This window comes from Haloarchaeobius sp. FL176 (genome assembly GCF_024609245.1).
GTDB lineage: Archaea > Halobacteriota > Halobacteria > Halobacteriales > Natrialbaceae > Haloarchaeobius.
In genome coordinates this window covers 555,835-568,301 of sequence record NZ_JANJYH010000001.1, presented here as the reverse complement: position 1 = coordinate 568,301, position 12,467 = coordinate 555,835, and the positions used below count along the sequence as shown (strand labels likewise).

Sequence of the window (12,467 nt, the reverse complement as noted above, 5' to 3'; positions counted from 1 at the left end):
AGATCACGCGAGCGACGCGCTGGCGTCGGTCGCGTCGTCGTCGACTGGGTCGGCGCTCGTCTCGATATCGTCGAGGTCGTCGACGGTCTCCGCGTCGGAGTCGGACTTCGTCGACACTGTCGAGTCCTTCGCGGCGTTCAGTTCGCGCTCGATATCTTCGCGACCCTTCTGGAACTCGCCCATCGCCTCACCGCTGGCTCGTGCTAGCTTCGGCAGTTTGTCCGCGCCGAAGAGCAGGATGACCAGCAGGAAGATCAGAACAATCTCCGGGCCGCCGATTCCCCCAATGAACAGCGGTGTCATCATAACTCTAACCGAACACTGATAGGACGTATGAGTAGATAAACATATCGTAGGTGATATTTGTGCCGCCGGGATGCACAGCTTTACGTCGGAAACGGCGTAACCGAGCGACGACGCGATGGAGACGGAACACGCCTGCACCGTCGGCGACGCCCGCGACATGACGACGCTCGCGAGTGACTCGGTCGACCTGGTCGTCACGTCGCCGCCGTACCCGATGATAGAGATGTGGGACGAGACGTTCACGTCGCTGAATCCGGCCATCGGCGACGCACTCGACGCCGGCGACGGCGAGCGGGCGTTCTCGCTGATGCACGACGAGCTGGCGGCGGTGTGGGCGGAGCTCTCGCGAGTGGTCCGCCCCGGTGGCATCGTCTGCTGCAACGTCGGGGACGCGACGCGCACGCTCGACGGCAGCTTCTCGCAGTATCCGAACCACGCTCGCGTGACCGCCGACATGCGCGAGCTGGGGTTCCGGCCGCTGCCCGACGTACTCTGGCGGAAACCGACGAACAAGGCGAACAAGTTCATGGGCTCGGGGATGCTCCCGACGAACGCCTACGTCACCCTCGAACACGAGTACGTACTGGTGTTCCGCAAGGGCGCGGACACTCGGCCGTTCGAACCGGGAGCCGACAGACGGTACGAGAGCGCGTACTTCTGGGAGGAGCGCAACGACTGGTTCTCCGACGTCTGGACCGACCTCACGGGCACGATGCAGGACCGGCACGTCGACGACGCGGTCCGGAACCGGTCGGCGGCGTTCCCCTTTGCCCTCCCCTACCGGCTCGTGAACATGTACTCCGTCTACGGCGACACCGTGCTCGACCCGTTCTGGGGCACCGGCACGACCACACTGGCGTCGATGCTCGCGGGCCGCCACTCCCACGGCTACGAGCTCGACGCGGGCTTCGCGGCCGCGTTCGACGACCGGCTGGACGACCTGCCGGCGCGCTCCCGCGCGCTGGTCGACGAGCGCCTCGACCGGCACCGTGCCTTCGTCGAGCGCTGTCGGTCGGAGGACGACACGCTCGGGTACGAGGCCGAACACTACGACTTCCCGGTGCGGACGAAGCAGGAACGGCGCATTCGCTTCTACGACGTGACCGACGTCGAGGGCACCACGGACGGCTACCGCGTCTCGTACGACCCCCGGTGAGTCGCCGCGCGCCCCTGTCAGACAATCGTTACGAGTACGAGTATTCCGAGCGGGATACCCGTGACGACCGCTGCCGTGCCACGCGAGATGTCGGCTTCGACTGCGAGGCCAGCCGAGAGGATGGAGAGCTGCCAGGCTGCAGTCAGCAGCGACGCCAGAGCGACGAACGGCTCGACGGGAGCGATGGCGGCCCTGACCGCCGCCGGCGCGGACTCGAGGTTCGAGATCGTCACGTCCGCGAGCGCGAACTGGAGGATCGCCAGTCCGGCGAGGAGTCGGGCGAACTCGGGGACGGCGGCCCAGCCCGCGACCGAGAACGAGCCGGAGAGGCTGGTGTCGCCACCGACGAGCAGGCCACCGAGGTACACCGTGACGCCACCGGCGAGCCAGAGCAGGAACGGCGCGAAGACCACCGTTCCGACGAGCCCGTTTGCGGCCTCCCGCACGAGCGAGCCCGCATCGCGTTCGATCTCCGCGGGCTCGTCGCAGCCCTCGCTGACGCGGGAGTCGTTGTCGAAGGCGTCACAGATTCCCTGTGGTGGGCGGTCCGGGTTGTCGACCATCACGGTCCCCTGGACGGCACCGGCCAGCATGCCGGCCACGATGGTGACGCCGACGGCGAGTGCGATGGCGAGGCCGACGACGGCGAGCGCGGCGACGGGGAGTGTCGAGGTCGTGCCGTGCTCCTCGAAGAAGGTCCGCGGTTCGAGCAGGAACTGACGGACGGGGTGGAGGGGAGCCATCACCGGGTCGTTCGCAGACGACCCCTGAAAACCTTCTCCTCTATCGAACAGGTCAGATAATGTACCACTCCCGGAGCAGGACGCCGATTGCGGCGAACGCCCGGAACCCCATCCCGAAGGCGACAGCCGACGGAACGATGCCGAGGAGGGCCGCCCGCTGGCGACCGAGGTCGTGGCGGACCGTCAGCCCCAGGACGTACAGCCCGATGGCCCACAGGCCGACCGCGGACCTGACGGCGGGGCTCGGGACGCCCGCGACGACGCAGGGTGCGGTCGCGTAGCAGAGTATCTGGACGGTCTCGCTCACGCCGCCACGGTCGGGCGCGAACGGTGCGAGCAGCACGGTCTGGAGCGCCGCGAGCAGGTGGACTGCCGCCGGCGCCACGAGCAGTACCGTGACGCCGAGCCAGAGCGCGGCCGAGAGCGGCTCGCTGTCCGCGACGACCGGGTAGGCGTCGTCCACGAGCGCGAACCGGACGCTCTCCTCGACGAGCACGACCGCCATGGCGAACACGAGGCCCGGGGCCTGGTCCGAGGGGCCGATACCGTTCGCGAAGAAGCGTCTCGGCCTCACGAGTACCTCGACCCACGCGCGAACCAGCCCGCCTGGGCCGGGCGCACGACCACCCTCCGGGTTCTCTGTCCACTGAGTCATGTCAGTCGCTCCTGAGCGTGTGGCAGCTGCGACAGCGCGCCTCGTAGGACTCCTCCGCGCCGACGACGATGGTCGGGTCGTCGCGGTGAGCGGGCTCGCCGTCGACGAACCGCTGGGTCCGGGTCGCCGGCTCCCCGCAGACCGCGCAGATGGCCTGCAGCTTCTCGACGTACTCCGCCGTGGCGATGAGCTGTGGCATCGGCTCGAACGGCTCGCCGCGGTAGGTCTGGTCGAGCCCGGAGACGAGAACCCGGCGACCCTCGGCCGCGAGGTGGTCACAGACGTCCACGAGCGTCGTGTCGAAGAAGTTGCCCTCGTCGATGGCGACGACCTGCTCGCCGTTCAGCTGCTCGACGATGTCCCAGACGCCCTCGCCCTCGGACTCGACGGCGACGGCGTCCCAGCTCCGTCCTTCGTGGGAACCGACGGTGTCCGTGCCGTACCGGTCGTCGAGTGCGGGCGTGAACACCGCCACGTCCTGTCCCGCGATCTCGGCGCGTCGGAGGCGTCGGAGCATCTCCTCGGTCTTCCCCGAGAACATACTCCCCGTGATGACCTCCACCCACCCGCTGTTCGTGATGGCGTGCATTCGACCGATACCGGGTGAGCCGACACTAAAGACGTTACCCTCTCGGGTCGTCGCGGCTACTCCGCGCCGACGTTCTCCTGGCTCTCGAAGGAGGCCGGGTCCGGCTCGATGTTGGCGTACTGGACCGCACGCCGGCCGAGCGTCGCCACGCGGTCCGCGAGTCCGTCGTCGACGAACGTGCCGCCGTCGAACGCATCGTACGCCTGCGGGATGGCCGCCTGGTGCGGAATGACCCAGGCGTTGAGTGCGCGGCAGACCGAGCGAAGGTGTTCGAGCGCGGTCACCGGGAAGTGCCCGCCGGAGACCGCCAGCAGGCCGACGGTCTTGTCCTCGAACTCGTCGAAGCCGCAGTAGTCGAGCGCGTTCTTGAGCGGCGTGGCGTACGAGCCGTGGTACATCGGGGTCCCGAGCAACACGGCGTCGGCCTCCCTGACGGTGCGGGTGAGTTCCGGTGCATCGCCGGCGTCGTCGTCGTCGGCGTCGTACACCGGAAGGTCGTACTCCCGAAGGTCGACGAGTTCGGTGGCCGCGCCGGCGTCCTCGGCGGCCGACAGCGCGTGCCGGAGCGCCCGTCGGGTGTAGCTACCGTCCCTGAGACTACCACAGACCGCGATGACGGTGGTGTCGTCGTCGGTGGACATGGGTTTGGCCACGGCGCCCTGGGTAAAGTAGCTGCAGGGAGCCACGAACGGCCGGTCGCTTCAGACCTGTATCTCCGTCGCCTCGTCACGGTAGGACTCGAACTCCTCGCGGAGCCACGCGACCGCGTTCGGGTTCGTGTTCCGGACGACGACCTGCACGCCGTTCTCGGTGTAGATGCCGAAACTCGCCTCCGTGGTCCCGTCATCGTGGTCGACGAGCATCAGCCCGAGCGGCGGTAGCTCGTCGATCTGGTAGAGAGTGACGCCGTCGGTGTCCTCGCCGAGGTAGTCCGCGTACGTCGTCGCGAGCTCGGTCAGTGCGTCGGCGCTGAACACCAGTTCGGTCTCCAGTCCGTCGCGCTGGATGCGCTCGTTGAACGTCTCGACGTACGCGCCGTGGATCGACGGCGAGACGCCACGCACGCGCTCTGCCGTCGAGACCAGGTCCACCGTCTCCCGCATCGCCTTGTCGGGTGCGTGGATGTCTGCCTGTGTCACCTCGCCGTCGACGAACATCGCCGGTGGAATCAGGTCGGGCTGGGGGAGCGTCGAGAGCCACTCGTCCATCCCGCAGATGGCGTCGACGGCGTGCTCGAACCGATGGAACTGGTCGACGACCTGCCGACCCGGGACCGTCAGCTCGAAGCCCTCGTCGCCGCGGACGACGAGGCCGGCCATCTCCAGCTCCCGGATGGCCCGTCCCACGGTGGAACGGGCGACCTCGCAGTCCGCCGCCAGCTCGGGTTTCTCCTTCGGTTCGTCGTACAGCGACGCGAGAAAAGACCGACGTTTCGACAGTAGCTTCAGCACTTCGCCTACGTCATCGGCACCCATACTCCCATCGTGACGGTCGATTGGTATACAGATTACGGCATCCCAACGCCCGTCAGCCGGTCACTCACGCCGGCCCCAGACGAGTTTCTCGCGGTCGAGCTGGACGGTGCAGTCGCCATCCACCCGGAGCTGGCACGACAGCCGTGGGTAGCCGAAGCGGTCCGCGAGCCGGTCGTGCCAGTGCTCGGGTGCCTGTTCGTCGACGAGACGGACGCCGCAGGTGGCACAGAGGCCGCGGCCGCCGCAGTTGAGCCGGCGGGTCGCACGGGAGTGCGGGGAGATGCCGTTCCGGCGGAGCACGTCGCGCAGGCGTGCGCCGAGCGGCGCGACCAGCAGGCGCTCGTCGTCGCCATCGAAGACGGTGACGTACGCGATGTCCTGGCTGTCGGCGGGCACGGCTCCCTCTTCGCGCCACAGGGTGAAAAACACGCGCCGGGCCCGGTGCCCGACGGTTGGTAAAACTGATATTTGAGCTTGGGATAGTTGAAAGGTACTCCCCCTCCAAGATGGATGCGTGCCCCGCGGCGCTTCGGCCCTCCGTGCCGAAGCCGACCCCACGTCAGTCGTTGCCACGATGCGTGTCGGTCGCCCACCGGCCCAACCCAACCGCCCTGCGTCCGGGGCACCATCCGACCCACTGTCCCCCTGACAGGGTTCCCGCAGCTCGCACCCACTTCCCGGTGCGCTGCCCTCCAACCATCCATCTGCCACGCCGGAGGCCCCTGCCCACGACCTCCGGCGGGCTCCGTTTTCACGCCCGCGAGAAACAGGTGTTGTCAGCTACTCCATCACGACCAGCACGTCGCCCATGTCGACGCTCTGGCCCTCCTCGACGGCGATCTGGGTGACGGTGCCGCCGCGAGAGGCGACCACGTCGTTCTCCATCTTCATCGCCTCGAGCACGACGAGCACGTCGCCCGCCGCGACCTCGTCGCCCTCGTCGACGTCCACGGAGAGGATGGTGCCCTGCATCTCCGCGTTGACTGTCTCGCCGTCGCCCTCGACATCGACGCCGCCGCTGCCGCCGGAACCGGCGGAACCGCCGGAGCCGCCGTCACTGCCGCCGCTGCTGCCCCCGCGCGGGCCGCTCGTGCCGCCGACGGGCATCGCGCCGCGCTCCTCCAGATTGACGTCGAAGCGCTTGCCGTTGACCTCGACGGTGAACTCGCGCTCGACCACGTCCTCGTCGTCGCTCGCACCGCTGCCCTCGGAGCCCCACTGCTCCTGGGCCTCGGCGATGCGGTCGTGGTCGAGGTGGTCGTCGAGGTACTTCGTCGTGTGCGTGCCCTGTACGAACGCCTCGTCCGAGAGCATCAGCCGGTGGAACGGGATGATGGTCGTGACGCCCTCGATGTCGTACTCGCGGAGCGCGCGCAGCGAGCGCTCGATACACTCGTCGCGGTCGCTCCCGTGGACGACGAGCTTCGCGATCATCGAGTCGTAGTCGGTGACGATCTGATCGCCCTGACGCAGCGCGTCGTCCATCCGGACGCCGATGCCGCCCGGCGGGTCGTACGTCGCGAGCTTGCCGCCCGGCGCGGGCGCGAACTCGTCGGCGGCGTTCTCGGCGTTGATGCGGAACTCCATCGCGTGCCCGGAGAGGTCGACGTCGTCCTGCGAGAAGTCGAGCTCCTGGTCGGCGGCGACCTTCAGCTGGTACTTCACGATGTCGATGCCGGTGAGCTCCTCGGTGACGGTGTGTTCGACCTGGATACGCGTGTTGACCTCGAGGAAGTAGAAGTTCGCGTCGGGACCGAGAACCTCGCCGGATTCGGCGTCGCGCTCTTCCTCCTCGACGAGGAACTCGAACGTCCCGGCGTTGTAGTAGCCGGCCTCGTCGGCACCGCGACGGGCGGATGCGCCGATCTTCTCGCGGAGTTCGTCGGAAAGCGCCGGGCTCGGCCCCTCTTCGATGACCTTCTGGTGGCGGCGCTGGAGCGAGCAGTCGCGCTCGCCGAGGTGACGGACGTTGCCGTGGTGGTCCGCGAGGATCTGGACCTCGATGTGGCGCGGGTTCTCGAGGTAGCGCTCGAGGTAGACGTTGTCGTTGTCGAAGTACGCCTCGCCCTCCCGCTTGGCGCTCTCGAGCTGGTCGGCGGCCTCGTCGGCGCTCTCGACGATCTTCATCCCGCGGCCACCGCCGCCCCCTTCGGCCTTGATCGCGATGGGGTAGCCGTGCTCCTCGCCGAACTCCGTGACCTCTGCGGGGTCCTCGACGGGGTCGGTCGTCCCGGGGACGATGGGGACGTCGGCCTCCCGCATCGTCTTCCGGGCCTTCGTCTTCTCACCGAGCTGCTCCATCGCGTCGGCCGACGGGCCGACCCACGTGATGCCGTCCTCGGCCTCGACCTTGCTCGCGAACTCCGCGTTCTCCGCGAGGAAGCCGTAGCCGGGGTGGATGGCGTCGGCGTCGGCCTTCTTCGCGGCCCCGATAACTGCCTCGTGGTCGAGGTAGGAGTCCGCGGCGCGGGCGGGCCCGACGTTGTACGCCTCGTCGGCGTAGCGGACGTGCCCGGAGTCCTTGTCGGCCTCGCTGTAGACCGCGACTGTCGAGACGTTCAGCTCCTCGCAGGCGCGCATGACGCGCACCGCGATCTCCCCTCCGTTCGCGACGAGAACCTTCCTGAACATTCTTGCCGGAACCGTCTCGGACGACGCACGTTATTGTATCGGTTCTTGCCACTCGGGTAAACTGACGCTCCGGGGCTGGTTCACGGCCGGGCGCTACGCCGGTCGACGAGCCGCTGGAACACCGCCGACTCGGCCTTCCGTAACAGGTTCGAGGCCGTCGACGGAGCACAGCCCAGCGCCGCGGCGACGGTTTCGAGGTCGCTCTCCCGCGGGACCGTGTAGTAACCGAGTTCGACGGCGGTTCCGATGGCCTCCCGCTGGCGCTCGGTCAGTGCGCCCACGAGCGAGGGCCGGCGCGTGTCGTACTCGCCGATGCCGCGCACGTCGACTTCGAAGCTCTCGGGCAGGCCGTCGAGCATCGCCCGCAGGTCGTCGCCGTCACCGATGACCGTCATGCCCATCGCGGCCTCGCGGTCGTAGGTGACCGGCGGCACGACGACGAGGTTGAGCGCGGCGAACGCGGCCCGCCAGTCGCGGTCGTCCTCGCGGGTCTGCTGGCGTGCATAGACGTAGAACGACTCGTCGTCCACGTCGGTGATGTCGTACCAGTCGATGGAGTCGACGCCGTCGATGACCGGCTCGTACCGCTCGCGGTCTGCGACGACGTAGAACAGTTCGTACTCCACGTCCTGCCCGTGGACGACGTGCCAGGTCTGGAGCTCCTCGTACTGCACCACGTCCTCGTGGCGGATGAACTCCTGCATCGGGTGCAGCCACTCGTCCGGCTGGCGAATGCGCACGTCGAGGTACTTCACGGCTCCCGCCCTCCCGACCAGACGACCCCTCGTTTCATCAGTACCTTCGTGTTTCGGCACCGTGCATCTTTGTCGTTACTGCTGTGTGTGCCGCCCCGGGCGGTGTTCGTACTTAAGTGAACTAGCCACGACGACGGAACCACCATTCGCCGTCGTCGGCAAGGTCCATGTATGAGTGGTCAGTCGACCCATCACGACAGCCGCCCGGCCGAGCCCGCCGCCGACGGCGACGGTGGCTTCCCGCCCGGCCCCGACGGCCGTCCCGTCATCGGGAACACCCTCCAGTTCACCGGCGACCCGCACGCCTTCTACGACGAACTCGCCAGCTACGGCGACGTGGTCGGCTACAGCGTCGCCCGCCAGCGCATGACCACGGTCCTCCATCCGGACCTCGTCCAGCAGGTGCTCGTCACCGACTCCGAGAAGTACGGCAAGTGGACGCTGTCGGACTTCGGCACCGAGTTCGCCCCCGACGGCCTGTTGCTCACCGAGGGCGAGCAGTGGCGAACGCAGCGCACGCAGGCCCAGCCGGCGTTCCAGCTCGACCGCGTCCGCGGCTACGGCGAGGCGATGGCTGGCTACGCAGCCGAACTCGTCGACGACCTCGACGACGGCGAGACCGTCGCCGCGAACGAGCGGTTCTCCGAACTCACCCTCCGCATCCTCGCGGACTCTCTGTTCGACCTCGACATCGACCGGAGTGAGGATGGCGCGGCCATCACCCGCGCCGCGAGGGCGCTGAACGAGCGTGCCGACCCCGACGGCCTCTCGACGTTCGTGCCGCAGTGGGTGCCGACACCGTCGAACCGCCGATTCACCGGGGCGATGGACGAGTTCGAGGCGGTGGTCGACCGGCTCATCGACGAGCGTCGCGCGGCGGCCGACGCCGACGAACACGACGACCTGCTCGCGATCCTCATGCAGGCTGGCGACGACGGCGACGGGATGTCCGACAAAGAGCTCCGAGACACGATGCTCACGTTCCTGTTCGCCGGCCACGACACCACGTCGCTGGCGCTGACCTACACGACGTACCTGCTCGCGGAGCACCCCGACGTGGCCGACCGGCTCCGCGAGGAGGTCGACGAGGCGGTCGACGGCGAGACGCCCGGTGCGTTCGAGGTGTTCGGCCTCGAACTCCTCGACCGCGTCTGCACGGAGTCGATGCGGCTCTACCCGCCCGCCTACGTCATCTTCCGCGAGGCCCGGGAGGACGTCGAACTCGGCGGCTACGAGATCCCGGCGAACACCAAGCTGACGCTGCCGCAGTTCCGCATCCACCGTGACGAGCGCTGGTACGACGCCCCCGACGAGTTCCGGCCCGACCGCTGGACGGAAGAGTTCGAGGCGTCCCTGCCGGAGTACGCCTACTTCCCGTTCGGCGGCGGCCCGCGCCACTGCATCGGGATGCGTTTCGCGATGCTGGAACTGAAGCTCGTGCTCGCCACGCTCGTCGAGCACTGCCGGTTCGAGTACGTGGACGACGAGCCGCCGCAGCCGCGGATGGCGGCGAGCTACCTGCCCGAGGAGGACGTCCGGCTACGGGTCACGAAGCGATAGGGCCGAACCGACGGTTCGACGGGCCCCACGTCCCGGAGATAGCGCGACGAGTCCCGGGAGGCGGGCGAGGAGTGACCGGTCCGGCCTGCGTCACCCCGAGAGTGCTTGCGAGGGACGGCCGACCGATCAGCCGAGCGCCGCGTCCACGAGGCCACGCTCGGCTTTCCTGAGCAACGTCGAGGCGGCGCTCTCGGAGCAGCCGAGCGAATTAGCGACGCGGGCCAGCGACCCCTCTCTGGGCACCTCGTAGTAGCCACGTTCCCACGCGACCGAGAGCGCCTCGAACGGACCGGTGCGGTCATCGACGAGGCGCTCCGGCTCTACCCCCCAGCCTACGCCATCTACCGTGAACCCGTCACGGAGACGACGCTCGGCGGGTACGCGGTCCCGGCCGACGCGACGGTCATGCTCCCGGCGTACCAGATTCACCACGACGAGCGGTGGTGGGACGCCCCCGACGAGTTCCGTCCCGAGCGCTGGCTCGGCAGCTCCGACGACCGTCCCGAGTACGCCTACTTCCCATTCGGCGGCGGCCCCCGACACTGCATCGGGATGCGCTTCGCCCGGATGGAACTCCAGCTCGCCCTCGCGACGATACTCCAGCGGATTCGATTCGAACGTGTCACCGAGACGCTGGAGCCGGACGCGAAGGTGACGCTCGACCCGGGTACTGTCCTGGTGCGCACCGAGACACGGGAATGACGCGCTGAGAACGAGTTCGACGGTTCAGAATCGGTCCGCCCGCCCGGACGCCGCCCAGGCGTCCGTCGGCGCGCCGTCGGGCACCCGTGCTGCGCGCCCGCGGGCGCTCCGGAGCCGCCCGGCGAACGACCACTTCTTGCCCGTCCACGTCTCCTCGTCGCCCTCCTCGGCGGCCTGCGCTTCGAGGTCGCGGAGGTGTGCGCCGACGACGGCCGCGATGGCAGCGGCCTCGTCGTCGGTCGCGTCGTCGGGCACGTCCAGCGCCGCGAGCAGGTCCTGACTCATGGCTACAGCGGGATGTTGCCGTGTTTCTTGTCGGGCTGGTCCTCGCGCTTCGAGAGCAGCATGTCGAGGTCGTCGACGAGCCGGGAGCGCGTCTCCGTCGGCTCGATGACGTCGTCGAGGAAGCCCTGGTCCGTGGCGGTGTAGGGGTTCGCGAACTCCTCGCGGTACTCCTCGATGAGTTCGTCGCGCAGCTCGTCGGGGTTCTCCGCCTCCGCGAGCTCCTCCCGATAGAGGATGTTGACCGCGCCCTGCGGGCCCATGACGGCGATCTCCGCCGTCGGCCAGGCGTAGTTCACGTCCGCACCGAGGTTCTTCGACGCCATTACGCAGTACGCGCCACCGTAGGCCTTCCGGGTGATGACCGTGAGCAGCGGGACGGTGGCCTCGGAGTACGCGTACAGCAGCTTCGCGCCGTGGCGGATGATGCCCCGGTGCTCCTGCTCGGTGCCCGGCATGTAGCCGGGGACGTCGACGAGCGTCACGATGGGGATGTTGAACGAATCACAGAAGCGGACGAACCGGGACCCCTTCATCGAGGCGTCGACCGTGAGCGTGCCGGCGTTGACGCGGGGCTGGTTGGCGACGACGCCGACGCTGTGGCCGTCGAGCCGACCGAAGCCGACGACGATGTTCTTCGCGAAGTTCTCGGCGACCTCGAAGAACGAGCCCTCGTCGGCGATGGAGCCGATGACGTCGACCATGTCGTAGGGCTTCTGCGGGCTGTCGGGGACGATGTCGAGCAGCTGCTCGTCCTCGCGGTCGGGGTCGTCCCACGGCTCGACGCGCGGCGGGTCCTCGACGTTGTTCGACGGCAGATAGGAGAGCAGGTCGCGGATACGGTCGAGCGCGGCCTCGTCGGACTCGCAGGCGAACTGTGCGACGCCGGTCTTCGCGGTGTGCGTCTTGGCCCCGCCGAGTTCCTCCTGTGTCACCTCTTCCCCGGTGACGGTCTTGATGACGCCCGGGCCGGTGATGTACATGTGCGAGCTGTCCTCGACCATGAAGGTGAAGTCAGTGATGGAAGGGGAGTACACCGCACCGCCCGCACAGGGCCCCATGATGCAGGAGATCTGCGGGACGACGCCCGAGGCCATCTGGTTCCGGTGGAAGATGTTGGTGAAGCCGGCGAGCGAGTTCACGCCCTCCTGGATGCGTGCACCGGCGGAGTCGTTCAGCCCGACGATGGGTGCGCCGACCTCCATCGCCATGTCCATCACCTTCGTGATCTTCTCGGCGAACACCTCGCCGAGTGACCCACCGAAGACGGTGAAGTCGTGGGCGAATACGAACACCTTCCGGCCGTCGACGTCGCCGTAGCCGGTGACGACGCCGTCGCCGAGTATCTTGCGCTCCTCCATCCCGAAGTTGTGGGAGTCGTGGGTGCGGAGCTGGTCGAACTCGTGGAAGGTGCCGTCGTCGAGGAAGTACTCGATGCGCTCGCGAGCGGTCATCTTGCCTTTCTCGTGCTGTGACTCGATGCGGTCCTCGCCGCCGCCCAGCAGGGCCTCCTCGCGCAGTTCTTCGAGTTCCTCGATGCGGTCTTCCATCGTCACGGTGACCACCCAGCAGTCATTGGTCCAATCGTCTCTCACCTCGCCCAAAAGGTTTCC

Annotated in this window: 14 protein-coding genes and 1 pseudogene; 3 read left to right on the top strand and 12 right to left on the bottom strand. The window is 68.1% G+C overall.

The window, feature by feature from the left end:
- Positions 1–3: 3 nt before the first annotated feature.
- Positions 4–306, bottom strand: a complete 303-nt coding sequence (locus NO978_RS02850; protein WP_257298006.1) for a twin-arginine translocase TatA/TatE family subunit — start codon at positions 304–306, stop codon at positions 4–6.
- Positions 307–421: 115 nt separating this feature from the next.
- Here NO978_RS02850 and NO978_RS02845 point away from each other — a divergent pair, with 115 nt between their 5' ends.
- Complete coding sequence (locus NO978_RS02845; RefSeq protein WP_257298005.1) at positions 422–1,462, top strand: site-specific DNA-methyltransferase; 1,041 nt, start codon at positions 422–424, stop codon at positions 1,460–1,462.
- Between the two features lie 17 nt (positions 1,463–1,479).
- Here the strand turns inward: NO978_RS02845 and NO978_RS02840 are convergent, their stop codons facing one another.
- From NO978_RS02840 to NO978_RS02805, 8 genes are all read right to left on the bottom strand, one after another.
- Complete coding sequence (locus NO978_RS02840) at positions 1,480–2,205, bottom strand: Yip1 family protein (protein ID WP_257298004.1); 726 nt, start codon at positions 2,203–2,205, stop codon at positions 1,480–1,482.
- Between the two features lie 52 nt (positions 2,206–2,257).
- A complete protein-coding gene (locus NO978_RS02835; RefSeq protein ID WP_257298003.1) occupies positions 2,258–2,860 on the bottom strand; it encodes a YIP1 family protein in 603 nt (200 codons plus the stop codon).
- A gap of 1 nt (position 2,861) precedes the next feature.
- Positions 2,862–3,449: a thymidine kinase gene (locus NO978_RS02830; RefSeq protein ID WP_257298002.1), complete on the bottom strand. Its 588-nt coding sequence runs from the start codon at positions 3,447–3,449 to the stop codon at positions 2,862–2,864.
- A gap of 56 nt (positions 3,450–3,505) precedes the next feature.
- A complete protein-coding gene (locus tag NO978_RS02825) occupies positions 3,506–4,090 on the bottom strand; it encodes an NADPH-dependent FMN reductase (protein WP_257298001.1) in 585 nt (194 codons plus the stop codon).
- Between the two features lie 60 nt (positions 4,091–4,150).
- Complete coding sequence (locus NO978_RS02820) at positions 4,151–4,924, bottom strand: winged helix-turn-helix domain-containing protein (RefSeq protein WP_257298000.1); 774 nt, start codon at positions 4,922–4,924, stop codon at positions 4,151–4,153.
- A gap of 60 nt (positions 4,925–4,984) precedes the next feature.
- The gene (locus NO978_RS02815; RefSeq protein WP_257298054.1) at positions 4,985–5,260 is read right to left on the bottom strand and encodes a (2Fe-2S)-binding protein; all 276 of its coding nucleotides are present in this window, start codon (positions 5,258–5,260) and stop codon (positions 4,985–4,987) included.
- A gap of 444 nt (positions 5,261–5,704) precedes the next feature.
- Positions 5,705–7,555: an acetyl-CoA carboxylase biotin carboxylase subunit gene (locus tag NO978_RS02810; protein WP_257297999.1), complete on the bottom strand. Its 1,851-nt coding sequence runs from the start codon at positions 7,553–7,555 to the stop codon at positions 5,705–5,707.
- 80 nt (positions 7,556–7,635) lie between these two features.
- The gene (locus NO978_RS02805; RefSeq protein WP_257297998.1) at positions 7,636–8,310 is read right to left on the bottom strand and encodes a helix-turn-helix domain-containing protein; all 675 of its coding nucleotides are present in this window, start codon (positions 8,308–8,310) and stop codon (positions 7,636–7,638) included.
- A 171-nt stretch (positions 8,311–8,481) separates the two neighbouring features.
- On the opposite strand from NO978_RS02805, the gene NO978_RS02800 reads away from it, so the two are divergent.
- Positions 8,482–9,870 carry a cytochrome P450 gene (locus NO978_RS02800; protein ID WP_257297997.1) on the top strand — a complete coding sequence of 463 codons (1,389 nt, stop codon included), beginning with the start codon at positions 8,482–8,484 and terminating at the stop codon, positions 9,868–9,870.
- A gap of 126 nt (positions 9,871–9,996) precedes the next feature.
- On the opposite strand, the pseudogene NO978_RS19880 reads toward NO978_RS02800, so the two are convergent.
- A pseudogene (locus NO978_RS19880) lies at positions 9,997–10,155 on the bottom strand (helix-turn-helix domain-containing protein); the annotation flags it as partial.
- A gap of 15 nt (positions 10,156–10,170) precedes the next feature.
- Here NO978_RS19880 and NO978_RS02795 point away from each other — a divergent pair.
- Entirely contained in the window at positions 10,171–10,572 is a 402-nt protein-coding gene (locus NO978_RS02795; protein ID WP_369684094.1) for a cytochrome P450, read from the top strand.
- Between the two features lie 24 nt (positions 10,573–10,596).
- Here the strand turns inward: NO978_RS02795 and NO978_RS02790 are convergent, their stop codons facing one another.
- On the bottom strand, positions 10,597–10,857 hold the full coding sequence (locus tag NO978_RS02790) for an acc operon protein (RefSeq protein ID WP_257297995.1): 261 nt from the start codon (positions 10,855–10,857) through the stop codon (positions 10,597–10,599).
- A 2-nt stretch (positions 10,858–10,859) separates the two neighbouring features.
- Positions 10,860–12,404 carry an acyl-CoA carboxylase subunit beta gene (locus NO978_RS02785; RefSeq protein ID WP_303647158.1) on the bottom strand — a complete coding sequence of 515 codons (1,545 nt, stop codon included), beginning with the start codon at positions 12,402–12,404 and terminating at the stop codon, positions 10,860–10,862.
- Positions 12,405–12,467: the final 63 nt, after the last annotated feature.

Bases quoted from the DNA above. Each gene is read 5' to 3' on its own strand.
- NO978_RS02850 (WP_257298006.1), bottom strand. From the start codon at position 306: ATGATGACACCGCTGTTCATTGGGGGAATCGGCGGCCCGGAGATTGTT.
- NO978_RS02845 (WP_257298005.1), top strand. From the start codon at position 422: ATGGAGACGGAACACGCCTGCACCGTCGGCGACGCCCGCGACATGACG.
- NO978_RS02840 (WP_257298004.1), bottom strand. From the start codon at position 2,205: ATGGCTCCCCTCCACCCCGTCCGTCAGTTCCTGCTCGAACCGCGGACC.
- NO978_RS02835 (WP_257298003.1), bottom strand. From the start codon at position 2,860: ATGACTCAGTGGACAGAGAACCCGGAGGGTGGTCGTGCGCCCGGCCCA.
- NO978_RS02830 (WP_257298002.1), bottom strand. From the start codon at position 3,449: ATGCACGCCATCACGAACAGCGGGTGGGTGGAGGTCATCACGGGGAGT.
- NO978_RS02825 (WP_257298001.1), bottom strand. From the start codon at position 4,090: ATGTCCACCGACGACGACACCACCGTCATCGCGGTCTGTGGTAGTCTC.
- NO978_RS02820 (WP_257298000.1), bottom strand. From the start codon at position 4,924: ATGGGTGCCGATGACGTAGGCGAAGTGCTGAAGCTACTGTCGAAACGT.
- NO978_RS02810 (WP_257297999.1), bottom strand. From the start codon at position 7,555: ATGTTCAGGAAGGTTCTCGTCGCGAACGGAGGGGAGATCGCGGTGCGC.
- NO978_RS02800 (WP_257297997.1), top strand. From the start codon at position 8,482: ATGAGTGGTCAGTCGACCCATCACGACAGCCGCCCGGCCGAGCCCGCC.
- NO978_RS02790 (WP_257297995.1), bottom strand. From the start codon at position 10,857: ATGAGTCAGGACCTGCTCGCGGCGCTGGACGTGCCCGACGACGCGACC.
- NO978_RS02785 (WP_303647158.1), bottom strand. From the start codon at position 12,404: ATGGAAGACCGCATCGAGGAACTCGAAGAACTGCGCGAGGAGGCCCTG.